This is a genomic window from Paenibacillus polymyxa, from assembly GCF_018614975.1.
GTDB lineage: Bacteria > Bacillota > Bacilli > Paenibacillales > Paenibacillaceae > Paenibacillus > Paenibacillus polymyxa_E.
This window is the reverse complement of sequence record NZ_JAGGNR010000047.1, coordinates 71,679-94,090: the sequence shown is the minus strand read 5'-3', so window position 1 is coordinate 94,090 and position 22,412 is coordinate 71,679. Positions and strand designations below refer to the sequence as shown.

Genomic DNA, 22,412 nt, shown 5'->3' with positions numbered 1-22,412 from the left:
CCATAGTAATCTATGATTCAGTGTTGCCCGAAAGTAGATAGAATAGTCCTGCAAGAATGACTTTCTTCAGATCATTTTATACTTCAATATGCTGTTCATTGCCGAAATGGATCTGGAAGCACCCGCCTTCACCGTCCACTCTGCTTCATTACTGGTTAAGGAATTCACCCTCAACCCCATCTGCTCCAGTAACTCACGTAACGGAACCCAGATGGTTCCCCCCTGACTCTGTACGGCTCCCGTTTCAGTTGCCCCTGTTGTTGTCAGTGTTCCGCTCACACTGTCCGCATGAATCGTTCTTTCCTTCCATACTGCTATGGCTGTTCTTGTTTCCGGGTCCCAGCGAGTGCTGCCCCCGAATTTTTTCATGAAAGTACGCAAAGGCACCATGATTCGTTGACCCTCCATGCGGAACTCACCCGGCTGCAAAGTAGCCGCAGCCAATCCTACCTCTACCTTTAGCTTCTTGCTTGCAAGCCACAACGTCGCATTCGCTTCTACATGCTCTGCGATCCAGGCCTTTCCCGGCGCCTTCCGGGCCTTATACTTACCATCTGGATGTACACGGAATTGAACTGGTTGATCCGTACTCTTTATGGTGTCAAAACGATATCCATGATCACGATAATATTGGATAATACCCGGAAGTGCTTTTACCGTTTCAGCATGTGCACCACCGTCATGCATCAGTACAATGACCGAACGTGCTCCCGCAGGTACTTTGGTCGAATTGCTGAGGATCTCTTTGGCCGGAACACCTTTACGCTTGGAATCCCCACTGTCGACGTTCCAGTCCATGACGGTGTACCCACCCAATTGCAGCAAATCAAAATAACTCTGGTCAAAATGCCCGTAGGTACCGCCTGGTGCTCGCACCAGATTCGGACGGAAACCCGTTATACGCTCCAGCACTTCCTCTGTCTGCTTGATCTGTTTCCAGAACACTTTAAAATCACTGTACAGCTGTTCGTATTGATGATTGAACGTATGATTGCCCAAAGTATGTCCATCCTCCACAAGACCCCGGATTAACTCGGGATAACGCTCTGCCTGCTCACCCAGCACAAAGAATGTAGCCAAAACCTTCTCCTTGCGCAAAATATCCAATACTTCACGGGTATGGTTACCCGGTCCGTCGTCAAAACTCAGATAGACTACCTTGTCTTGAGTATTCTTATCTTGTGGGACCGGATCACCTGAGCCGGAAGCAGGAGATGCATCAGCCGTGCTTGCATATACAGCGAATGCACATAGCAATATCGCAATCTGCACAAGAATGACTGACCATTGTCCAGATAAAAACGTATGTATGGATGTTACGGATATTTCCCCTTTTTCCTTGATTCTCATTTCCGGTCTCTGTACCATTTACGAATCAACCTCCACCGTCTCTAGTAATTTGCTGATAGACTTCAGCAGATTTGTTAGAATTATATGGAGGCTACATGGAAAAAAGAAGTGATTTTGTTTAATATTTTTTCACAATTTGCTATGTAGCCTGATTGATTCTTTGCTTCAGATTAGGTAGCATAATGAACAGGCAGAACACATTAAAACACCTTGGAGAGTATTCATGCTCCCACCCCGTATTCAGGAGAGTGAAATCTATTGGAATTGCTTGAGAAGATCCAACATCTGTTTGGGTCCTACGGATACAGCGTATTGTTTTTTGGCTTGTTGCTTGAATTCATCGCACTTCCCTTTCCTGGTGAAACAACGATGGCTTACGCAGGGTTTCTCTCCTACAAGGGGCATCTCGACTTCGGAATCCTCACCATACTGGCTTTTCTGGGAACAACGATTGGCATGACCATCACTTATTTTATTGGAGCCAAAGCAGGTCTGCCCTTTATAACACGATACGGAAAATGGTTTCTGCTGAAGCAGGACAAGCTCGATAAAACGCAAAAGTGGTTTGCCAAGTATGGTAATGCCTTAATCTTCATCGGTTATTTCATTCCGGGTGTAAGGCATTTCACCGGATATTTTGCGGGCATAGCCGCTGTTCCCTTTCGCAAATTCGCTCTCTACGCCTATTCAGGCGCACTCTTCTGGGTTGTACTGTTTCTGGGCATTGGCAAAATATTTGGCCCCCAGTGGAACGCCGTATTCCATCTTGCTCATCAATATGCAGCATATATCGTGGGAGGAATCGGCCTATTGCTCATCGTAGCCGTACTCTATCGTTACCGCAAAGCATGGGCAGCAAGATCCACCGTATCCAAGCCAGCCCCTGTTCGACAAAGACAAAAGTAATTCGGACAAAAGTCCATCTATAATAAGCAGGCAAGGAGTTGCGAATAATCGCGGCTCCTTTTTTTTGTGATAATCCGAATTCATCCAGGTCATACTAACTTGCAAATATAGGATGTATAAGGAGGAGATATGATGAGTGCATCGGTACAGGACGGTCAAGATCTGAAAAGAATCTCTCCAGATCTGAACGAAAATACTACGTACTGCAAGCAAGTGATGGGACACAGTAATGACTTGATGATTCGTCCTCTGCAATGTTTACATAAATGGCCTGCCGTCATGCTGTACATTGATGGAATGGTCGATGTACAAATTCTAAATCACTCTATCATGGAATCCTTATTACATAAACGTGATCTTCCTGATTTTTCAGCGGATGATGAACATCTGAGCTACCTCCAAAATGATGTTCTGATCGCAAGTGATGTCCTGCTCGTCGATGATATGGATGAAGTGCTGAATGCCCTGCTGTCGGGATCAGCTATCTTACTGCTTGAAGGATCTGTACGAGGATTGAAAATTGGCGCAGCAGGGTGGGAAGATCGATCCGTTGGAGAACCTGTCTCTCAAACCGTCGTTCGAGGACCGATGGAAGGCTTCAACGAAAACCTGCGTACCAACACTTCATTAATTCGTAAACGAATCCGAGATCCTCATCTATGGATCGAAGAAAGAGAGATCGGTCGAGTTACCAAGACCCGAGTTGCTGTGCTGTACCTGGAACATGTCGTAGATCAGGAGATAGTGCAGGAACTAAGGCGAAGACTGGATGAGATTGATATCGATAGCATTCTCGAGGGAGGATACATCGAAGAGCTGGTTGAGGATAAGACAGGGACTATTTTTCCAACAGTATATAATAGCGAACGACCCGATACCGTGTCAGCGGCACTGTTGGAAGGCCGAGTTGCAATCATTGTCGACGGGACACCCTTTGTTCTAGTTATTCCCGCCTTGTTTGTTCATTTCTTTCAGTCTCCAGAAGACTACTATCAACGAGCCGATATCAGTACGCTGATTCGAATGATCCGATATCTAGCCTTTTTTATCGCCCTGCTTGCCCCATCCTTTTATATTGCCATTACCACGTTTCATCAGGAGATGTTGCCTACCAATCTTCTCATCAGTCTGGCAGCACAGCGAGAAGGCGTACCTTTCCCCGCTTTTATTGAAGCCTTACTTATGGAGCTAACCTATGAGATTTTGCGGGAAGCAGGCATACGTATTCCCAAGACGGTGGGTCAAGCCGTATCAATTGTCGGTACGCTTGTCATTGGTCAGGCAGCGGTAGATGCGGGGGTTGTATCCGCTGCAATGGTCATCATCGTATCCATCACTGCGATATCCGGTTATGTCATTCCGGAAAATGGGCTCTCCATCTCGGTACGCATGTTGCGGTTCGTTCTGATGATCCTGGCCGCTGCCTTCGGATTCTATGGCATCCTGATTGTGCTGTTAATTACCGTAACCCACCTCTGCAGCTTGCGTTCTTTCGGGGTACCTTACATGTCTCCTTTTGCACCCTTTATACAGAAGGATCTCAAAGACACGATCTTTCGTGTACCCTGGTCACGTATGAGAACTCGTCCGCTCTCTACCAGCACAACAAATGAAGTTCGACAGTCCACCAAAAAAACGAACCGGTAATTCGGTAAGGAGCACACACCATGAATAGATGCTTATGCTTAATATTATCTTGTATCATTCTGCTTCCTCTCCTTACCGGATGCTGGGACCGACAGGAATTGAATGAACTTGGCATTATGCTGGGTCTCGGTGTGGACAAAGATGGAGATATGATCAAAGTAAGTGCTCAGGTCGTTGTTCCAAATGAGGTATCTTCCAAGGCGGGGGGAGGGAAAGGTACACCGGTTACACAGTATGAAGCATCCGCTACAACCTTGTTCGAAGCTATTCAGAAATTAACGGAAACCAGCCCGCGCAAAATTTTCCTTGCACATATCCGGGTTCTGGTATTTGGAGAAGAATATGCACGTAAGGAAGGAATATATGACGTTATCGAGGCCCTAATGCGTGAACCTACAGCAAGACCCGATTATTACGTCATGGTCGCCAAGAACACCACTGCTTCCATGCTGCTTAACGTACTTACACCTTTAGATAACACCCCAGCTGAAAAAATGTTTAACTCTCTCGATATATCTTCTAAGACCTGGTCTCCCACTACCACGGTAACCGGAGATGAGCTACTGGAGTTCATGATATCGCCTGGAATCCAGCCCGTCATTACAGGTGTAGAGATCCTTGGTCCCAGAGGCCAAAGTGGGAGTAAAGAGAATATATCAACCATCCGATCACCAGCTCGCCTCAATACGACGGGACTGAGTGTATTCAAGAAAGACAAGCTAATCGGCTGGTTAACGGAGGATGAATCCAAAGGCTACAATTATATCCGTGACAATGTAGAATCAACGGTCAGCCATATGCCTTGTCGCAAAAAGGGGAACGTGACGTTTAAGGCTCTCCGTACAACAACGAAAAGAAAAGCTGAAGTCGTAAATGGTAAACCTGTAATCAATATTGATGTCAAGAATGTCTCATCCATCGCTGCAGTTGAATGTGGAATCAAGATTGGGTCGATGAAAGTTCTTAAAGAACTTGAAGCCGATAGTGAAGAAAGGTTAATTGAACTGATGCAGAACTCCGTCAATTCAGTAAAACGCAAATTCCATGTCGATATATTTGGTTTTGGACAGGAAGTGTACCATGCAGATCCCAAGTTCTTCAAGAATATAGAAAATGAGTGGGACAATTATTTTGATGAACTGGATATCAAATACAAAGTCAATGTGCAGATTAAACGTGTAGGTACAATGGATGATTCATTCAGAAATGAAATGAAGGAGTGAGAGAAGTATGCTGATTACACTTGCGGTTATCGTCGTAGCAGCTATTATTGGCTGGATTGATCTGCCTGGTCTCATCCACCGGAAAGAGTGGCGAGAAACAGCCGTATATAGTTTAATGCTTCTCACCGCTACGGTGTTCGGCGTTATAGCTTCGAATCTGTGGGAGTTCCCTAGTCCACTCTATATCATCATGTGGATCTACGAACCTGTGAACCATATATTAGCACATATTACTGGAACTTAGGAGATAAAGGAGGGTATATCATGCTTGAAAAGGGACGGATCGGAACAAGACAATTATCGACCCTTACATTTATGTTGGTGGTTGGAGATATGATGCTGATCTACCCCTCCGTTATCACGTCCTATGCTAAGCAAGATGCCTGGATATGTGCTCTTGTTGGCGTTCCGCTCGGAATGGCTCTCATGGCCCTGATTATGAAATTGGGAAGTCTGCATCCGGGAAAGAATCTGGTACAGATTGCCCGAAGTATTTTGGGTTTTTGGCCAGGCACCCTTTTCTCCTGTTTCTACTTGTTTTTTTTCATCATCGGTACATCCACACACACTCGGGAAGTTGGCGATTTCATGACTTCCCAGATCTTTCAGCACACTCCTATACGTGTCATCATTCTTATGTTTGTTATTGCTATAGGGTGGGGTGTATACCATGGCCTGGAGACGATCGCAAGAACCAGTGAACTACTGATACCAATCGTCATTCTTTTCACAATGGTACTCGCAGTCTGTCTACTTCCACAGGTTGAAACCAATAATCTGGAGCCAGTAGCAGACACGGGTGTTGTCTCCTTTGCGCAGGGTATTCTGGTGAGTATCATTTATCCCGTCGGCGAAACCATCCCCATTTTGATGATCCTGCCCTACGTCGCAAACAGTGCCCACCGTTTGCGTGACATTATCATTTCAGCAGGGCTCGGCAATCTGATCCTTGCTATTCTGGTTACCATATCCATGCTCGTTCTCGGTCCTTTCCTTACCCAACATAATATATATGCTTCGTTTGTCTTATCTCAGAAGATTAGCATCGGCGGATTTTTCGAACGCATCGAGGTCATCATGGCTTGCTCATGGCTCATTGCTACCTACTTCAAAGCGATAATCTATTTATATGCCTTTATTGTTGGATGCGCAGAGCTGTTCAAACTTAAGCATTTCAAGATGCTCATTCTGCCATCGACACTGCTCGTTTATGGCATGGCCAATCTCGTCGCTCCCAGTCTGACATTTATTATCATCACCATCGTTCCGTACTGGGTAGATTGGGACACCACGTTAGGTATCATTCTTCCGGGTATGCTAGTTCTAATACAGTTAGTGAAGTCCCGAAGAAAATCCAACTCACCACCTCAACCAGCCACTGAAGGATAACTCTGGCGAGTTAATGTAACATTAATCCATGGGAAGGAGCAGAAGGACATGTTGATGAAGGAAAAACTCACAATTCGGCAGTTCACCCTGCTCACCTTCCTGGTTATGATTGGAGATATGGTTCTGATCTACCCTTCAGTCATTACTGTAGTAGGCAAACAAGACGCATGGTTCTGTTCTCTCATTGGTCTGCCGATCGGTCTTGGCATCATGTGGGTTCTATATAAATTGCATCGAACACATCCACAGTTGTCCCTTTTTGAAATATGTAACAAGTTACTCGGGACCTGGGTTGGTTCTGTGCTTTCAGTTGCCTATCTATTTTATTTCGCAATAGGTGCAGCCATATGTGTCCGTGAGGTCGGTGACTTCATGACGACCCAGATCTATCTACAGACCCCTATCCGGGTCATTATTCTAATGATCATTTGCTCCTTAGCCTGGGGGCTTATCCATGGTTTTCGTACGATAGGATTAAGCTCCGAGCTGTTAACACCCATCGTTGTGGTGTTTATAGCTTTTCTCTTCCTGGGGCTTCTTCCTCAAGCCAAAAGTTCTAATCTTCTGCCTCACTTCGACATTCCCTGGATACATTTAGTAGAGTCTGTCATCCGCGGAGCATTTACTTCCTTTGGTGAACTTATTGTTCTTTCCGTATTTCTCCCCTATGTGAACCCCGGGCCTCATTTCAAACGGGATTTCTTGCTGGCTACCTTCTTTGGAGGATTACTATTAAGCTTGTTATTGCTGCTCTCGCTTATGGTGATGGGACCTACGCTGACGCAGCACAGCATCTATATTTCATATGCCCTTTCGCAAAAAATTAATATCGGTAATTTCTTCGAACGAATTGAAGCATTCATGGGTATCGCCTGGTTGATCTCTACCTATTTTAAAAGTCTGCTGTATCTATTTGCTTTTGTACTGGGTACAGCACAATTATTTCGATTAAAGACGTATAAGCCTCTTATATTGCCTTCTTCCCTGCTGTTATTTGCCCTGGGTGTCCTAATTGCTCCAAATGTTATTTTCTATACAGATACGATCATGCCTGTGTGGGTAGACTGGGATATCACCGTCAGCTTCATCATTCCCTTGTTCCTCTTGCTGGTATATCGCATTCGTTCACGCAAACATAAGCAACAGTTTTGAAGTACTGGCATCCGCATATGCAAAAGGCTGTGTTCACGGCAACTTCCGCAAGCACAGCCTTTATATTGATGATTAATATTCTGCCGGGGCAGCCTATATGGCCTTCAGAGCCTCAAGTGCAGCCTCGATATGTCCTTTGACCCGAACTTTGGACCAGTCCTTGATCAATTTCCCCTCTTCATCAATCAGAAAAGTGGAGCGAACCATGCCCATGTACTCCTTGCCATACATTTTCTTCAGCTGCCATACACCGTATTGCTCGGCAACTTGATGTTCCTCATCTGATAACAAAATAAACGGCAGCCCATACTTGGCGATAAACTTGTCATGTTGTTTCATCGGATCGGTGCTGATTCCGAGAATGAAAGTATTCAGCCCCTCAAATTCAGCATGTCGATCCCGGAAATCACAAGCCTGTTGTGTACAGGACGAGGTCATATCCTTGGGGTAAAAATAAAGCAGGACCCGCTGTCCGCGGTAATCCGAAAGCTTTACTGTTTCTCCCGTACTGGACGGAAGCTCAAAATCCGGTGCCAATTCGCCTACATTTAACGTCATGTAAATTCCTCCCTAATCTCCCCCATGAATTGTTATAGGGTGTTATTATGAACCTGCTCCGCGATACCGTTTTACGCCAAAATTCCACAGCAGAAGGCCAACGGAGCCGAATATCAGTCCCATCACAGGTGTCAAGAGTGCCATGCGGTGCATCTCCGATCGATCCAGGAACAGGGCTGCCGGATAGATACCCACGAAGGCAAATGGAATGATCCATGTTAACAGGACCTGTATCGCACGATTATAGATCGTTATCGGATAACGCCCATACCCTTGGATGTTATACATCAATGGCAGAATACCTGTTGGTGCGTCCGAATAAAAGGACAACGAAGTCAGGGTGGTATAGATACCCGCATAGATTAACACTGAGCTAAGAGCAAGAATAATGAGAGCCGGAATATGCCACCACTCCAGCATCAGACCCATCTCTGCTCCACTGAAGATCATGATGATCAGGCCGATAAACGAACCCACGAGTGCAGGCGGGTCTACATTTTCAAGCAAGATCTGGAACAGGTTATGTGCAGGGCGTGTCAGGATCCGATCCATCTCGCCTTTGACGATATATCGCTCACTGAATCCCCAAAGATTGATAAAACAACTGAAGATGCCATAGGGCACCATAAAATATCCATATACAAAGAGTACTTCACTCTCACTCCAGCCGCCCAGGTTATCCGTATGACGGAAGACCACAAAGATAAAGATCAGGTTGGTCGCCTGAAACAGCAGATCCGATAGGATCTCCACCCAGAAGTCGGCACGGTACGTAAGACGTGTTTTCATATAGTTCTTCAAATATTCCCAGATCAAACCCATATAGTACATATCTGTTATCCTCCTTGCACGAACAGACGCTTGCGCGCCTTACGCCAGATCAGTACCATCGGAAGCAGCAGCACGGCAAACCAGAACACCTGAATACCGAGTACACTCCAGATGGCAGTGCCTTCCACTCTTCCAGTGAACACGGAACCGGGCAGATACGTAATGGCCTGAAAAGGTAATACTTTCATCACCGCGGACATCCAGCCTGGATATAAGCTGATCGGGATGATCAGACCGGAGAACAAATCGACCACGACGCGTTTCATGCGCATCATGCCTTCATTATTTTCCACAAAGAATGCAGCTAGTCCCGTTATCACATTAATCTGGGAATTAATGAGGAAACTGAAGAACAGCATGACGAGAAAGCCAATCCACGCTGATGGTGCCGTAGGCAGTTCAACCGGAAATAGCAGAATGGCAATGAGCATCCCCGGAATCATGAGGAGCAGAAAGCGGAAAATGCCTTCGCCAAGACCTTGCATCATTTTGACCATAACGTAGTTGATCGGTCTTATGAATTGAATCGCAATCGAGCCATCCCGAATGTCTGCGGCAATCTCCCGGTCCAGGTTATTGAAGTAAAAGGCACGTGCCATCCAGGATACAGCGATGTACGTAGTCATCTGCGCTGCCGTGAAGCCGCCAAGTTCACCACTGCTGCCGTAAATGGCTTGCCAGGTAAAGTAATACACGCCGATATTCAGCGTATATATCAAAATGCCGGAGTAATAATTCACCCGGTATGCCAGCATCGTTAGAAAACGGATGCGCATAAAATCAATAAATGCACTATTCATCTCAGGATACACCCGCCGCTTCTTTCCCTGCTCCCACAATCTCGGGACGCTCGGCGGAACCGGATTGGTATATACTGCGCACAATCTCATCCGTGTTGATCTCGATAATCTGAATATCGGTAATATCCGCCTGTCCAACGACACGTCCAAGTACATCCGAAACATTCAGTTCGAGAGGAATCCATACAGATGCGGACAAATCGTTCTCTACCGTCCAACGCACAGGCAACGCAGCAGTCCATTCCTGCATCTGACTGATCTTGTGCCCTGTGCCAAACTTGAAGCGGATTTCCCGTTCCTTGCCCCATTGGGACTTCAGATGATCCAGACCTCCATCATAGATGATGTTGCCCGCATCAAGCATGATCACCCTGGAACACAGGGCCTCAATGTCCTGCAAATCGTGGGTTGTGAGCAGAATGGTCGTTCCATGCTCCTTGTTCATGTCTTTCAGGAACTCTCGAATTTCCGACTTCACCACAATATCCAAGCCAATAGTTGGCTCGTCCAGGAAAACAATACTCGGATTATGCAACAAGGCTGCCACTAACTCGCAGCGCATACGCTGACCAAGACTGAGCTTCCGCACTGGACGGCTTAGCAGATCCTGGAGCTGCAACCGCTCAACCAATTCATCCAGCCGTTTACGGAAATCAACCTCTCCGACACGATATACTTTGCGCAATAAATGGAAGGATTCGATAACGCCAATATCCCACCACAATTGACTGCGCTGACCAAAAACAACACCAATATTCTGTACAAACTTCTCCCGTTCCTGATACGGAACATATCCACCAACCGATATTTGCCCTGAAGTAGGCACCAAAATGCCGGTCAACATCTTGATCGTTGTTGATTTACCGGCACCGTTCTCTCCAATATATCCGCATATTTCGCCCTGCGGAATCTGAAATGAAATATCATTTACAGCCAATACCTCTTGGTATTGACGTGCAAACAGGTCCTGGAACGCGCCCTTCAGCCCACCTCGGCTTTTCTGGACGCTAAACGACTTGCGCAAATCTTTGACATCAATCGCCAGCATGATTATACCTCACTTGGATTTTGTTGAAATTGCTTGTAGCCCAAAAAGAAATTATAATGGTATCAGTCAAAATTCAGCAATACCCGAACTCGTTTTTTATTTCATCTCAAATACAAAGGAGAGCTAGCATGACCAGAAAGACGAAGAGAACCATATGGATTTCTCTGGCCGCCTTCGTGTTAATTATTGGAGGAGCAGCGGCATATTATTTCGGTTCTATTCTCAATCAGTTGGATGGTTTGGCAAAGGACGGCGACGATTCACCATTCGCAGGTATAGAGAATGTGGAAAAAGTAAATACTCCTGACCCACCCAAATGGGAAGGCACAGAAACGGTAAATATTCTCGTGATGGGTGTCGATGCACGCGGATTGAAAAAAGGTGAAGTGCCCCGCTCCGACAGTATGATGGTCGTATCGCTTGATCCACTTACCAAAAAAATTAATCTGTTCTCCATTCTGCGCGACACTTACGTCAATATTGACGGATATGGCAAGGAGCGGATCAACACCGCTATCACCCATGGTCCTAATGCAGCGATGCAAGCTGCCGGCGACCTGCTCGGCATTCCTGTACAGTATTATGTGTATACGGATTTCCAGGGATTCATCAAATTGGTGGATGCCGTTGGCGGTGTTGATTTTGATGTGGAGAAAGACATGCACTATACAAGTAAAGCAGACAATAACGAATACGATATTGATCTCAAAAAGGGGTACCAGCATCTGGATGGCGAGACAGCTCTCATGTACGTTCGTTTCCGTCATGATGCCATGTCGGATTTCGCTCGTTCCGAGCGTCAGCGTGAATTGCTGAAAGCTGTAACGGCGAAAATGCAGTCAACAACTACCATTGCCAAACTGCCTGCCATTCTGGAACAGGTTAATCCTTACGTAGATACGAATCTGACACTCTCCGACATGTGGAAGCTGGGTGGACTCGGATACCAGAGCAGCATGAACGGCAGTGAGCAGATTCCACCAATGAACCTGCTGAAAGAAGAACGTACAGCAGGCGGTGCGCAAGTATTGACGGTTACCAATGAAGAGAAATTGAAGCAGCATATTCAGGATATTATTCACCCGCCTGCTACAACAGATGATAGTAAGACCAGCACCGAAGATAAAACAGCCAGTGGGGACGATCAGAAGTCAGAGCAACCGGCTCAGTAATCTAAACATGCAGAGGGCAGCCATTACGCTGCCCTCTCGTTGTGCCCGGCTATAATATTATGAGAAAATCATCATATCTTTCTATGGTTTGTACCTTTATCATATTTTGAATTACGAAAGGAAGTTATCTTATGAAACCATCACGTTCCCGTTCCGAACTTCTATACGCAGAAGCACTTGAACATATTGTAGGAGGTGTTAACAGCCCATCACGCTCGTTCAAAGCCGTTGGTGGTGGTGCACCTGTATTTATGAAAAAAGCCCAAGGCGCCCACTTCTGGGATGTCGATGACAACCGTTATATTGATTATCTGGCCGCTTACGGTCCAATTGTTACAGGACATGCCCACCCTCATATCACGCAGGCCATTACGGAAGCAGCAGCAAATGGCGTGCTGTACGGTACCCCAACAGAGCTTGAGATCAAGCTCGCCAAAATGCTGAAGGAAGCTATTCCTTCCATGGATAAAGTTCGTTTTGTAAACTCCGGTACAGAAGCGGTTATGACCACGATTCGGGTCGCTCGTGCCTACACCAAACGCAACAAGATCGTAAAATTCGCCGGATGTTACCATGGTCACTCGGATCTGGTGCTTGTGGCTGCCGGTTCTGGCCCGTCCACGCTCGGAATTCCTGACAGTGCGGGAGTTCCAGCCAGTATTGCACAAGAAGTCATTACTGTGCCCTACAATGATCTGGAAGCCCTGAAGGATGCTTTGGAGCACTGGGGTGATGATGTTGCCGCGGTCATGGTTGAGCCGATCGTTGGTAACTTCGGTATGGTTATGCCGGAGCCTGGATTCCTGGAAGGCCTCTGTGCCATGACACGTGCTAACGGCTCACTGGTGATCTATGACGAGGTCATTACGGCTTTCCGTTTCCATTACGGTTCTACACAGACATATGCCGGACTCAATAACCATGCGGAGATTGAACCGGATCTGACGGCTCTTGGTAAAATTATTGGTGGCGGCCTGCCAATCGGTGCTTACGGCGGACGCAAACACGTTATGGAGCAGGTTGCTCCGCTTGGGCCGGCTTATCAGGCGGGAACGATGGCTGGTAACCCTGCATCCATCTCGGCTGGTATCGCATGTCTGGAGGTCCTGCAAGGCGCGGGTGTATACGAAGAGATGGAACGCCTTGCTATCGACCTCACGGCAGGTCTGCAAGCTTCTGCTGACCGTCATGGGATTGCGCTGACAATTAACCGGATTCGCGGTGCATTCTCCACCCATTTCTGTGATCATCCTGTGACGAACTACGATCATGCCCAGGACACGGATGGGGAACGCTTCGCTTCCTTCTTCCGTCACATGCTGGACCGTGGCATTAACCTCGCTCCATCCAAATATGAGGCTTGGTTCCTGACCACGGCTCATACAGACGAGGATGTTCAGGCTACATTGGAAGCCGCAGAAGCTTCCTTCAAAGCGATGGCTCAGGAATAAATCGGATTATATCCATCTACCATATAGCGTACAAGCTGTATGATAGATGGATAACATCTTATGGAAAAGGCGTCCAACAAGTGATTAACTTGTGTGGACGCCTTTTGTTATTTACGGACATTCCGATTCTTCAAATTATCTCTGCCTGATCTGAAGTTTCAAAATTTCCTCCCGGATCTTCTGCATCCCTTCCTCAATTCGCTGCTTCGGCACATTGGAGATGTTCAAGCGCAGCATTTGATCTTGATGCACCTGATATGTTCCCTCCGGATAATACCGTTTAGTCGTATCAACGATGACTCCGCGCTTTTGCAGCCGGGACAGCAGAACACGAACTGGCATATCACCCGCCAAAGGCAATATAGTATGCTCCCCTCCTGTTCGAGGAGCGTCCATAAACGGAGCAAATTCTGGATAGAAGTCCAGTTGCTCATGCACCATGTGCATCCGGGCAGCGTAGCGGTTCCGAATCACTTTCCGGTGATGAGCAAACATTCCGCTGTGAACATAAATCTCCAGAGCTGCTTGAGACAGAACGGAAGTGTCGATATCGAGCATTTTTTTATAAGCCCCAAAGGACCGGAGTAGAGGTGAGGGCAGAACAGCTACACCAATGCGCAGACCTGGAAACAGAATTTTGGAGTAACTCTTCAGATAGATGACCCGGCCTTCGGTATCATAGGACCATAGCGGGTCCTGTTTCGTATTGTCCTCCAGATCGGCCAGATAATCGTCCTCTACCAGATAGACATCGTACCGCTGTGCAAGCCGGATCAGTCTCTTCTTGTCAGCAACAGTCAACGATGTGCCAATTGGATTGTGAAAGCGCGGCATGACATAGAAAAACTTGATATCTCCCTCAGCGAACTGACGTTCAAGCGATGCCCAGTCCAGCCCATCCAGAACACGCCTCACACCGGCAATCGGCACATTCAATCCACTCAGTAGGGAAGGCATATTGTGATAGGTCGGTAGTTCAAGCAGTACTTTTCTCTTTCCATTGGGAAAAGGCATCAATGCAAGTACAGCCAGTGCCTGTTGCACACCTGACGTGATAAAGAACTGCTCTGTTCTCGCAAACACCTGATAATCCGCAAACTGTTTCTGCAACAGCAGTATCAGCGAAGGTAATCCCTGATCCGTTCCATACATGAATAACTCTGCCTGTTTCTTCTCCATCGCCTGATCCACACAGTGACGAAAGTCTGCATAAGGGAACACCCTTGGATCGGGAGCAGCGGAAGCAAAATCCAACGCTCCCTGCCAGTCCATGTCCTGAGCACCTGTCCCGTTCTGTACGGCATAATAACCGGATTGAGGTATGGCATACACCAAATGCCGCTGCTCTAGCCACTCATATGCACGAATAGCCGTGCTTACACTGCATTGATATTGTTCTGCTACAACTCGAACGGCTGGAAGACGGATGCCCTTATCTGCCCACTGGCGACGATCCTGCTGCAACATCTGTTCCTGAATCCACTGCTTTAATGATTCGGCAATTAATTCGTATTTTCTCACTGCACCCATCCCTCTCCCACAATTGTACCGTTACAGTTCAACCTTTTATCTATTGTAGCACGATGCACCCGGCAGTATATTGAATAAGGCTAGCACGTGCCTCGAACCTGACATAATTCAGGATAATGAAAGATAAAGCGCTATGACTACTGTATTGGAGGAGCATTCATGAACACAACATACACTCGGGGATACGCTTATATCGCAGCTGTATTGTACGCAGCTATTATAGGTCTATCTTTTTTATTTGTTAAAATGACTGTCACTGTTGCACATCCCATTGATGTGCTTGCCCACCGATTCGCGCTGTCGCTGATCGTTGTCAGCATTCCTGTCATTTTTGGCTGGATCAAAATCCGACTGAGCCTTCGTGATCTGTGGCGAATCATTCCACTTGGGCTTTTATCTCCCGTCTTATTTTTTGCCTTTCAAGCCTTTGGACTTGTCTCTTCCAACTCATCGGAAGCGGGAATTATTCAGGCTATGGCTCCTGTATTCACACTCGTTCTCGCTTCAGTTTTCCTGAAGGAACGCACATCCACGATGCAGAAGCTGTTCCTGCTTCTGTCTGTCGCTGGAGTAGTTTTTATCTTCATAATGCAAGGAAGCGGCATGTCTATAGGTAACCTGAGAGGGATTGCATTATTGCTGCTATCCACAGTCTGTTTTGCAGGGTATGGTGTGCTTGCAAGACCATTAACCCAGAAGTATAAACCAATGGAGTTAACCTGGGTCACACTGATGGTTGGCTGTATTGTATTTAACGCCGCTTCCCTGATCCGGCATGCGTCCAGCGGTTCCATGATGGACTACATTAAACCGCTTGGAGATACATCCTATCTGGGTGCCCTCGCTTATCTGGCAATTCTCTCAACCATGATCTCTACCCTGCTTGCGAGCTATGCCCTTACTCATCTGGAGGCTTCGCAGATGAGTGTATTCAGCAATCTGTCCACGCTCATCTCCATCGTAGGAGGTGCATGGATATTGCATGAACCCGTTGGTAGCCATCACTATATTGGTGCATTGCTAATCATCGCCGGTGTACTCGGCACCAATATGAGCGGTCGCAAACACAGGCTGGTCACCGGAATCAAAGCGTGATATAATTCTGGAAATTGTAAACATTTGTTATCCGCGATGATGAAGAGAAGTACGTATGTCAGGATGCTACAGAGAGCCGGCGGGTGGTGGAAGTCGGTGCATCGGATATGTGGAAATGGGCTTCGGAGTTCCGAGTTGAACAGAGTCTGTATCCGTTCCTAGGAATACACACTTTCAGTAGGCGAGGCGGCATGTCCAGCCGTTATCCATGGACAGGATATCGATAGGCATGGAAGCTCATAAACGGGCTCCTGGTAGATGCCTCATCCGTATCCCTCAAGTGGGCCGCAACAGAGCGGCCAATGAAGGTGGCACCGCGAGGCACAAGCTTCGTCCTTTATTCTGTTCCCAACCGGGGAATGGGATAAAAGACGAAGCTTTTTTGATTTTTTTTGCAAGCTGAAAGGAGGTGATGGTCGTGGAAGACGGCTGGTGGCGACAGCTCAAAGTTAAAAAATTACAAAACCAAAGGAGAATAAACCATGAACAAAAACAAGGATATTATTTTGACAGGAGATCGGACTACCGGACAACTTCATCTCGGCCATTACGTAGGCAGCCTGCGCAGTCGGGTGCAATTGCAGGAAGAGTACAAAACCTATATTTTACTGGCAGATGTTCAGGCACTCACCACCCACTATGATCAACCTGGCCTGATTGCAGATAGTGTTCATCAAGTCACGCTTGATTACCTCGCCGTAGGCATTGATCCGAACAAAGCTACTCTGTTCATTCAGTCCATGATTCCGGAAATTGCGGAATTGACTGTGATCTTCTCCATGTTTGTTACCGTCAATACACTCCGGCATAATCCGACCATCAAGAGCGAAGCACGTGATCGTGGATATACCGACCTGTACTACGGATTTCTTGGATATCCAGTCAGTCAGGCTGCTGATATTGCATTCTGTAAAGCCACCCTTGTTCCTGCAGGGGAAGATCAGATTCCTCACATTGAGACAGCACGAAAATTGGTTCGCCGGTTCAACGAGTTATACGCTCCCATTCTCCCCGAACCCCGCATTTTGACCGGAGAGCGCCTTGGAGGACTGGATGGCGTTGGTAAGATGAGCAAAAGCATGGGGAATGCGATCTCATTAAATGCAAGTCCTGAAGATGTAAAAGGCAAATTGATCAAGGCCAAGACTGATCCTGCCCGCATCCATCGTTCTGATCCAGGACACCCGGATATCTGCCCTGTTTTTGCCTATCATCAGCTTTTCCGCAAGGAGGACGCAGACGAAATACATGCCAGTTGCAGTCAGGGGCGGATTGGATGCAAAGATTGTAAACAGATCGCAGGTGAAGCCATCAATGATCTGCTTGCTCCTTTTCGCGAACGACGGAATTATTATCAACAGCGTGATGATCAGGTGAAAGAGATTCTTATTGAGGGTACCCGTGAGGCCAGGAAAGCGGCCCGGGAAACGATGTTAGAGGTAAGAGAAGCCATGGGTATTCGTTATTTCAACTGACGGTATGAAGGGCTTCATTCACGTTAACACTGCTGAGGACAGTCTATTGGAAAAAGGGGACGCCTCAGCATGAAACGAACACAACCTTCATTCTTACAAGCTATGATGCTGATCATGTTGTCCGTTGGCTTGATCAGCCATGTTCTCATTATTCCTGCCCTTTTGGCTGCGGCCAAAAGGGATTCCTGGATTTCCGTCCTGCTATCAGCCGGACCATTTCTCATATTTGCGCTAATGCTCGCTTATGTCTCTCGTTTCCTCCAGCATCAAACCCTTCACGAATGGTTAACGTCCCGTCTCGGCAAGCCCATTGGCCTGTTCTTTCGAGTTGGGAATAGTCTCTTTTTTCTAAGCGTAATCTTTTTCACACTGCATGATACCACGACTTGGGCTAAAACAAATTACCTGACAGAAACGCCAATTCTGGTAACCAGTATTGCCCTCATGTCCCTCTGTGCCTACGCAGCATATAAAGGTATTCGTTCGCTGGCATTTACGGCGGGGTTAATTCTTCCACTGGTGGTACTGCTGGGCTTCTATGTTGCAATTGTGAACACTCAATACAAGGATTACAGCCGTCTTCTGCCTGTGTTAGAACATGGCTGGCAACCGGTGCTGAATGGCATGGTCTACAGTCTTGCAGGCATGTTTGAACTGCTGTTCATCTGGTACATCCAGCCTCATCATGTTATGGAACAAGCAGCCGAGAAACAGATCGAATCTCAAATCCGAAATACGTTCGAAAAAACCAAGTCACGCAAGATCGATTCGTATGGTCTGGTGGAACATCTCTATCGCCACAATTTGCCCTTATGGGAACAGGAAGTCGCCCAACGGGCGGATCCCCTCGAACGTTTCAAGCTTGGCAAAGTGGAGGTCCATGTGGATATCCTTAATGCGAGCACATATAAATACAGTAAATAAAAGAAGACCTTTGACCTGCAATAGTTGCAAGTCTACGGGTCTTCTTTTGTATGTTGAAACTCATGCCAAGTCGTAATGTTATCTCACTGGATACGCCATCACACTCATCAGAGCCAATTCTGGCTGGGTCGTGTCCAAACGGCTGTACTGGATAATGACAGGAATATTGCTTGAAACAGTGATCGCATAAGGTACGCCTGACGGAATAGACTGCTCTCCAGATTGGAGCGATGCGGTACGAATATGTTTTGTTCTTCTTGCTGGCACCTCCGCCACAATATCTTCAAGCGGTTCTCTGTCTTCAAAATAGATTGTGATGCTCAACTGCGCATCCGTTATACCTGTGTTTAATACACAGATGCTCTCATGACTCTCCAGTGTGCCTCTGCTCTCCGGCGGGATGTAACCATCAGGGATAACCCAGTAGGTATGACCTGTGCCTGTGGGATCATTCTTATGGGCTGAGCTGCCTTGTTTGGTCGGGTCCAATGTCATTGAGTATATCCTCCAATAATTAGATTAAAATCGATGGGCTCGCGGGGCAGTCGCTTCCGCGGGCGGATCGGGCTGTGGGCCGCTGCTACGCTCGCCGAACTGATTTAAAAGATTATTGCCTTCGCTCTTTCGCTGGGCAACTTTTGCTGGCTCGTTACTCCGTTTAACTCGCTTAATAATTCAAGACATGAACCTACCGCAGATACATCTGCAACGGTTGAAGTCGCAGCTCGCGGATGGCTTCTGCCACCGAATGGGCAAGGCGGCGGGCACCGCGTTCCTGAAAATGTGTGTTATCTTCCACGCCCGACGGAAAGTTCACATACTCGCCTGGCAGTACCCACATAAAGTCGTCCTTAGTGCCTTCAACGCCCGCCTGTTCGAACAGAAGACGGCTGCGCTCAGCCAGATCGATCAGCGGAACATCTTCCTCTTCTGCCAGCTCACGCACAGCGATGATATAATCACCGTGGGTATCGGTCAATGTGCCATCACCCGCAAAATAGCGGCGATGTACCGGGGTTATGAGCACCGGACGAGCCTTGGCTTCGCGTGCAGCGTCGATATACTTTTTCAAATATTCCTTATATGTTGTGAATGGGTCCGTCCCACGTTCAGGGTCCGGCTTCTCATCGTTATGTCCAAATTGAATAAACAAAAAATCATCGGGCTTGATTCGCTCCATAATGGCGCTGAGTCTGCCTTCATTGATGAAACTGCGGGAACTTCTGCCTGACTGGGCGTGATTATCTACTGCCACATCATGTTTGAATTGTGCTGGCAATAACTGGCCCCAACCGCAATACGGATAACCACTTTCCGGCTGATCCGTTACGGTTGAATCCCCGGCAAGAAATACAGTCATGGTCTGATTCGCAAGAGTAATCTCTAACGCATTAATTCTTGGCGCGGGACCGGAGAATGACAGACGAAGTCTGCCGCCGCGAACAACCACCGAGAATCTAACCTCTGCGTATTGTCCGGGAAGTGTGCGAATGGTTGGCAGTACAAGCCTGCCTTCACCAGCTTTCACGCGGGTTACTGTCTCAGCCAATTCATCACCTGCAACGAGTAATACTTGGTAGGTTCCGTCGGGAACATCCACGATGAACGATGCTTTGAGCGGAATACAGAAGCCCGAACGCAATCGGGCAGACATGGTTGTCTGCCCCGAATTGTTATGATGTTGTCTTGTAGGAGCCGCCACATCGTCTTCTCCGATGCGTTGTTTCTCATACACCAGAGATCCTGCCTCGAATCCGTATCCTCCGCGTTCCTCATATGCGGTTGTTGCAGTTACTTTCAGATAATCCCCTGTCTCATCTGCTCTTCCCGAGTCCGGTCCAAAGTTAAACTTCCAGCTGGTCACGAACACTGCCTGGCCCTCTGCCGCTGCCCCCATGGCAACGGCCTGACTACCCTGAGCTTTATTCAAAAGCGATAACCTCCTTGGATAACTTTTGTAAACGTTCATTCGGGCGAAGATACGAAGATACAGTAATCTGGCTTATCCTTTCAATCCGCTGGTGCTCATCCCTTGAACAATTTGTTTTTGGAAGATGAAGAACACAGCTACAACCGGAACCAGACTGACGATGGACATGGCGAACATTGCACCCCAGTTGGAGGCAGATTCGCTATCGAGGAACATTTTCAGCGCCATCGACACGGTGTATTTATCAGGCGAGTTCAGGTACAATACCGGACCAAGCAGATCCTCCCATCTCCAGTAGAAGGAGAAGATGGCTGCAGTCGCCAGAGAAGACTTGATGAGCGGCATAATAATCTGGATATACAGTCTGAATTTGTTACATCCATCGATGGTTGCAGCCTCATCCAGCTCCTTCGGAATCGTTCGAATGAACTGTACCATCAGGAAGATGAAAAATGGCATTCCGAAGAATGTAGGTACAACGATTGGCAATATAGTGTTCAGCCAGCCGAGCTTCGTGAAGATAATGTACTGAGGAACCAATACCACGTCATGCGGCAGCATCAGCGTTAACATCATCAAGGAGAACCAGAACGTGCGTCCCTTGAAATTCAGTCTGGCAAAACCAAAAGCAATCAGCGATGATGATATTACGGCACCGATAGTGGAAATAACTACAATTACAAGTGAGTTGGTGATGTAATCCATAAACGGTCTTCCAGCTGTGCCTTTCCAGCCATCCACATAGTTGCTCCAGATCCACTCCGCAGGAAACAGGGTATCCGCTGTGACGAATATCGTACGGCTTTCCTTGAATGAACTGAATAACATCCACAGGACGGGATAGAGCATCAGGAGGGCAAGAGCTGCAACGAACAGGTGATAAATGGGCCATTTCACATTTCTCCAAACCATCGTTACTTCCCTCCTTCAGATTCGTAGAACACCCAGTACTTGGATGTCAGGAACACAGCTACCGTGAGTATACCGATCATGATGAGCATGATCCAGGCCATTGCCGAAGCATAACCCATGTTGTTAAACATAAACGCCTGACGGAACAGATACAGGGAGTACAGCATCGTACCGTCCATTGGACCACCTTCGCCTTTGGAGATAATATAGGCAGGTACAAACGTCATGAATGCTCCAATCGTCTGCATAATCATATTGAACAGGACGATCGGGCTAAGCAGTGGCAAGGTGATGCTGAAAAATTTCCGTATAGGATTCGCGCCATCCACACCTGCTGCCTCGTACATCTCAGTAGGGATATTTTTGAGACCAGCCAGGAAGATCAGCATGGACGAACCAAACTGCCACACAGACAGTGAGATGAGCATAACCAGAGACGCGTTCGGGTCACCAAACCAGCTTATAGGCCCGATCCCGATTGCCGTTAGAGCACTGTTGATAACACCCTCATTACTGAAGAGGTTACGCCACATAATGGATACGGCCACACTACCACCGATAATGGATGGCAGGTAATACAGCGTCCGGTACGTTCCAATCATACGAGAGCCAGTGTTCAGGACCATCGCTACGAAAAGGGCAAAGACCAACCTTAACGGTACCCCAATGAATACATACAGAAACGTCACTTTGACCGAGTTCCAATATTTCGGGTCATCAAAAAACATTTTGGTGTAGTTATCAAGCCCAATCCACCGCGGAGAAGTGAACAAGTTATAACTCGTGAACGACATATATAAGGACACAAACATGGGGATGAGTGTGAAGCCCAGGAATCCAATAATAAACGGGCTTATGAACGCATATCCAGTTAAGTTTCTACGTAACGACGAATACTGCCTCAATGGAACGAACCTCCTTCATGGATCAGCTTGCTCCCTCATCCTTGCTTCGGTCATCTGGACGGGGAAAGGCCCTCGCATTCGCGAGCAGCCCCATTCCCGACCATCCCTGAAGTG

General features: G+C 47.2%; 21 protein-coding genes and 1 other annotated feature. Of the genes, 11 read left to right on the top strand and 10 right to left on the bottom strand.

Features of this window, described 5'->3' with window-relative positions:
• Window positions 1-66: 66 nt before the first annotated feature.
• The gene (locus J7E78_RS26435; RefSeq protein WP_215079462.1) at window positions 67-1,368 is read right to left on the bottom strand and encodes a polysaccharide deacetylase; all 1,302 of its coding nucleotides are present in this window, start codon (window positions 1,366-1,368) and stop codon (window positions 67-69) included.
• 240 nt (window positions 1,369-1,608) lie between these two features.
• Here J7E78_RS26435 and J7E78_RS26430 point away from each other — a divergent pair, with 240 nt between their 5' ends.
• The 6 genes from J7E78_RS26430 to J7E78_RS26405 all read left to right on the top strand — a co-directional run bounded on the left by J7E78_RS26430 (window position 1,609) and on the right by J7E78_RS26405 (window position 7,667).
• A complete protein-coding gene (locus J7E78_RS26430) occupies window positions 1,609-2,256 on the top strand; it encodes a DedA family protein (protein ID WP_091039070.1) in 648 nt (215 codons plus the stop codon).
• 132 nt (window positions 2,257-2,388) lie between these two features.
• Window positions 2,389-3,903 carry a spore germination protein gene (locus J7E78_RS26425; RefSeq protein ID WP_215079477.1) on the top strand — a complete coding sequence of 505 codons (1,515 nt, stop codon included), beginning with the start codon at window positions 2,389-2,391 and terminating at the stop codon, window positions 3,901-3,903.
• Between the two features lie 20 nt (window positions 3,904-3,923).
• Window positions 3,924-5,126 carry a Ger(x)C family spore germination protein gene (locus tag J7E78_RS26420; protein ID WP_215079460.1) on the top strand — a complete coding sequence of 401 codons (1,203 nt, stop codon included), beginning with the start codon at window positions 3,924-3,926 and terminating at the stop codon, window positions 5,124-5,126.
• A gap of 7 nt (window positions 5,127-5,133) precedes the next feature.
• Complete coding sequence (locus J7E78_RS26415; protein WP_215079457.1) at window positions 5,134-5,370, top strand: hypothetical protein; 237 nt, start codon at window positions 5,134-5,136, stop codon at window positions 5,368-5,370.
• Window positions 5,371-5,390: 20 nt separating this feature from the next.
• A complete protein-coding gene (locus J7E78_RS26410; protein WP_215079455.1) occupies window positions 5,391-6,515 on the top strand; it encodes a GerAB/ArcD/ProY family transporter in 1,125 nt (374 codons plus the stop codon).
• A 48-nt stretch (window positions 6,516-6,563) separates the two neighbouring features.
• Window positions 6,564-7,667 (top strand): GerAB/ArcD/ProY family transporter, encoded by a 1,104-nt coding sequence (locus J7E78_RS26405; protein WP_215079453.1) that lies wholly within the window; start codon window positions 6,564-6,566, stop codon window positions 7,665-7,667.
• 93 nt (window positions 7,668-7,760) lie between these two features.
• On the opposite strand, the gene bcp is transcribed toward J7E78_RS26405, so the two are convergent.
• The 4 genes from bcp to J7E78_RS26385 are packed head-to-tail and all read right to left on the bottom strand — an operon-like array spanning window position 7,761 to window position 10,904.
• Window positions 7,761-8,225: a thioredoxin-dependent thiol peroxidase gene (bcp, locus tag J7E78_RS26400; RefSeq protein ID WP_215079451.1), complete on the bottom strand. Its 465-nt coding sequence runs from the start codon at window positions 8,223-8,225 to the stop codon at window positions 7,761-7,763.
• Between the two features lie 45 nt (window positions 8,226-8,270).
• Window positions 8,271-9,056 (bottom strand): ABC transporter permease, encoded by a 786-nt coding sequence (locus J7E78_RS26395; protein WP_215079449.1) that lies wholly within the window; start codon window positions 9,054-9,056, stop codon window positions 8,271-8,273.
• A 5-nt stretch (window positions 9,057-9,061) separates the two neighbouring features.
• Window positions 9,062-9,856 (bottom strand): ABC transporter permease, encoded by a 795-nt coding sequence (locus J7E78_RS26390; RefSeq protein ID WP_036614077.1) that lies wholly within the window; start codon window positions 9,854-9,856, stop codon window positions 9,062-9,064.
• A gap of 1 nt (window position 9,857) precedes the next feature.
• Window positions 9,858-10,904 (bottom strand): ABC transporter ATP-binding protein, encoded by a 1,047-nt coding sequence (locus J7E78_RS26385; protein ID WP_215079447.1) that lies wholly within the window; start codon window positions 10,902-10,904, stop codon window positions 9,858-9,860.
• A 128-nt stretch (window positions 10,905-11,032) separates the two neighbouring features.
• Here J7E78_RS26385 and J7E78_RS26380 point away from each other — a divergent pair, with 128 nt between their 5' ends.
• Window positions 11,033-12,076: an LCP family protein gene (locus J7E78_RS26380; RefSeq protein WP_215079445.1), complete on the top strand. Its 1,044-nt coding sequence runs from the start codon at window positions 11,033-11,035 to the stop codon at window positions 12,074-12,076.
• Window positions 12,077-12,207: 131 nt separating this feature from the next.
• Window positions 12,208-13,527: a glutamate-1-semialdehyde 2,1-aminomutase gene (locus J7E78_RS26375; protein ID WP_215079443.1), complete on the top strand. Its 1,320-nt coding sequence runs from the start codon at window positions 12,208-12,210 to the stop codon at window positions 13,525-13,527.
• 135 nt (window positions 13,528-13,662) lie between these two features.
• Here the strand turns inward: J7E78_RS26375 and J7E78_RS26370 are convergent, their stop codons facing one another.
• On the bottom strand, window positions 13,663-15,057 hold the full coding sequence (locus J7E78_RS26370) for an aminotransferase-like domain-containing protein (RefSeq protein WP_215079441.1): 1,395 nt from the start codon (window positions 15,055-15,057) through the stop codon (window positions 13,663-13,665).
• 159 nt (window positions 15,058-15,216) lie between these two features.
• Here J7E78_RS26370 and J7E78_RS26365 point away from each other — a divergent pair, with 159 nt between their 5' ends.
• The 3 genes from J7E78_RS26365 to J7E78_RS26355 all read left to right on the top strand — a co-directional run bounded on the left by J7E78_RS26365 (window position 15,217) and on the right by J7E78_RS26355 (window position 18,551).
• Complete coding sequence (locus J7E78_RS26365) at window positions 15,217-16,152, top strand: DMT family transporter (RefSeq protein WP_215079439.1); 936 nt, start codon at window positions 15,217-15,219, stop codon at window positions 16,150-16,152.
• 27 nt (window positions 16,153-16,179) lie between these two features.
• Window positions 16,180-16,493 (top strand) — a binding site (T-box leader).
• 141 nt (window positions 16,494-16,634) lie between these two features.
• Window positions 16,635-17,627 (top strand): tryptophan--tRNA ligase, encoded by a 993-nt coding sequence (gene trpS, locus J7E78_RS26360; RefSeq protein WP_215079437.1) that lies wholly within the window; start codon window positions 16,635-16,637, stop codon window positions 17,625-17,627.
• A 69-nt stretch (window positions 17,628-17,696) separates the two neighbouring features.
• The gene (locus J7E78_RS26355; protein ID WP_215079435.1) at window positions 17,697-18,551 is read left to right on the top strand and encodes a GerAB/ArcD/ProY family transporter; all 855 of its coding nucleotides are present in this window, start codon (window positions 17,697-17,699) and stop codon (window positions 18,549-18,551) included.
• 78 nt (window positions 18,552-18,629) lie between these two features.
• Here J7E78_RS26355 and J7E78_RS26350 read toward each other — a convergent pair whose 3' ends face one another.
• From J7E78_RS26350 to J7E78_RS26335, 4 genes are all read right to left on the bottom strand, one after another.
• Window positions 18,630-19,046: a sensory rhodopsin transducer gene (locus tag J7E78_RS26350; protein WP_215079433.1), complete on the bottom strand. Its 417-nt coding sequence runs from the start codon at window positions 19,044-19,046 to the stop codon at window positions 18,630-18,632.
• 193 nt (window positions 19,047-19,239) lie between these two features.
• Entirely contained in the window at window positions 19,240-20,448 is a 1,209-nt protein-coding gene (locus J7E78_RS26345; protein ID WP_215079476.1) for a rhamnogalacturonan acetylesterase, read from the bottom strand.
• Window positions 20,449-20,553: 105 nt separating this feature from the next.
• On the bottom strand, window positions 20,554-21,393 hold the full coding sequence (locus tag J7E78_RS26340; protein ID WP_017690747.1) for a carbohydrate ABC transporter permease: 840 nt from the start codon (window positions 21,391-21,393) through the stop codon (window positions 20,554-20,556).
• 2 nt (window positions 21,394-21,395) lie between these two features.
• The gene (locus J7E78_RS26335) at window positions 21,396-22,298 is read right to left on the bottom strand and encodes a carbohydrate ABC transporter permease (RefSeq protein ID WP_017690748.1); all 903 of its coding nucleotides are present in this window, start codon (window positions 22,296-22,298) and stop codon (window positions 21,396-21,398) included.
• Window positions 22,299-22,412: the final 114 nt, after the last annotated feature.

What these genes read in the sequence shown, in the direction of transcription:
- J7E78_RS26435 (WP_215079462.1), bottom strand. Translation starts at nt 1,368, where the DNA reads ATGGTACAGAGACCGGAAATGAGAATCAAGGAAAAAGGGGAAATATCC.
- J7E78_RS26425 (WP_215079477.1), top strand. Translation starts at nt 2,389, where the DNA reads ATGAGTGCATCGGTACAGGACGGTCAAGATCTGAAAAGAATCTCTCCA.
- J7E78_RS26420 (WP_215079460.1), top strand. Translation starts at nt 3,924, where the DNA reads ATGAATAGATGCTTATGCTTAATATTATCTTGTATCATTCTGCTTCCT.
- J7E78_RS26415 (WP_215079457.1), top strand. Translation starts at nt 5,134, where the DNA reads ATGCTGATTACACTTGCGGTTATCGTCGTAGCAGCTATTATTGGCTGG.
- J7E78_RS26410 (WP_215079455.1), top strand. Translation starts at nt 5,391, where the DNA reads ATGCTTGAAAAGGGACGGATCGGAACAAGACAATTATCGACCCTTACA.
- J7E78_RS26405 (WP_215079453.1), top strand. Translation starts at nt 6,564, where the DNA reads ATGTTGATGAAGGAAAAACTCACAATTCGGCAGTTCACCCTGCTCACC.
- bcp (WP_215079451.1), bottom strand. Translation starts at nt 8,225, where the DNA reads ATGACGTTAAATGTAGGCGAATTGGCACCGGATTTTGAGCTTCCGTCC.
- J7E78_RS26395 (WP_215079449.1), bottom strand. Translation starts at nt 9,056, where the DNA reads ATGTACTATATGGGTTTGATCTGGGAATATTTGAAGAACTATATGAAA.
- J7E78_RS26390 (WP_036614077.1), bottom strand. Translation starts at nt 9,856, where the DNA reads ATGAATAGTGCATTTATTGATTTTATGCGCATCCGTTTTCTAACGATG.
- J7E78_RS26385 (WP_215079447.1), bottom strand. Translation starts at nt 10,904, where the DNA reads ATGCTGGCGATTGATGTCAAAGATTTGCGCAAGTCGTTTAGCGTCCAG.
- J7E78_RS26380 (WP_215079445.1), top strand. Translation starts at nt 11,033, where the DNA reads ATGACCAGAAAGACGAAGAGAACCATATGGATTTCTCTGGCCGCCTTC.
- J7E78_RS26375 (WP_215079443.1), top strand. Translation starts at nt 12,208, where the DNA reads ATGAAACCATCACGTTCCCGTTCCGAACTTCTATACGCAGAAGCACTT.
- J7E78_RS26370 (WP_215079441.1), bottom strand. Translation starts at nt 15,057, where the DNA reads ATGGGTGCAGTGAGAAAATACGAATTAATTGCCGAATCATTAAAGCAG.
- J7E78_RS26365 (WP_215079439.1), top strand. Translation starts at nt 15,217, where the DNA reads ATGAACACAACATACACTCGGGGATACGCTTATATCGCAGCTGTATTG.
- trpS (WP_215079437.1), top strand. Translation starts at nt 16,635, where the DNA reads ATGAACAAAAACAAGGATATTATTTTGACAGGAGATCGGACTACCGGA.
- J7E78_RS26355 (WP_215079435.1), top strand. Translation starts at nt 17,697, where the DNA reads ATGAAACGAACACAACCTTCATTCTTACAAGCTATGATGCTGATCATG.
- J7E78_RS26350 (WP_215079433.1), bottom strand. Translation starts at nt 19,046, where the DNA reads ATGACATTGGACCCGACCAAACAAGGCAGCTCAGCCCATAAGAATGAT.
- J7E78_RS26345 (WP_215079476.1), bottom strand. Translation starts at nt 20,448, where the DNA reads ATGGGGGCAGCGGCAGAGGGCCAGGCAGTGTTCGTGACCAGCTGGAAG.
- J7E78_RS26340 (WP_017690747.1), bottom strand. Translation starts at nt 21,393, where the DNA reads ATGGTTTGGAGAAATGTGAAATGGCCCATTTATCACCTGTTCGTTGCA.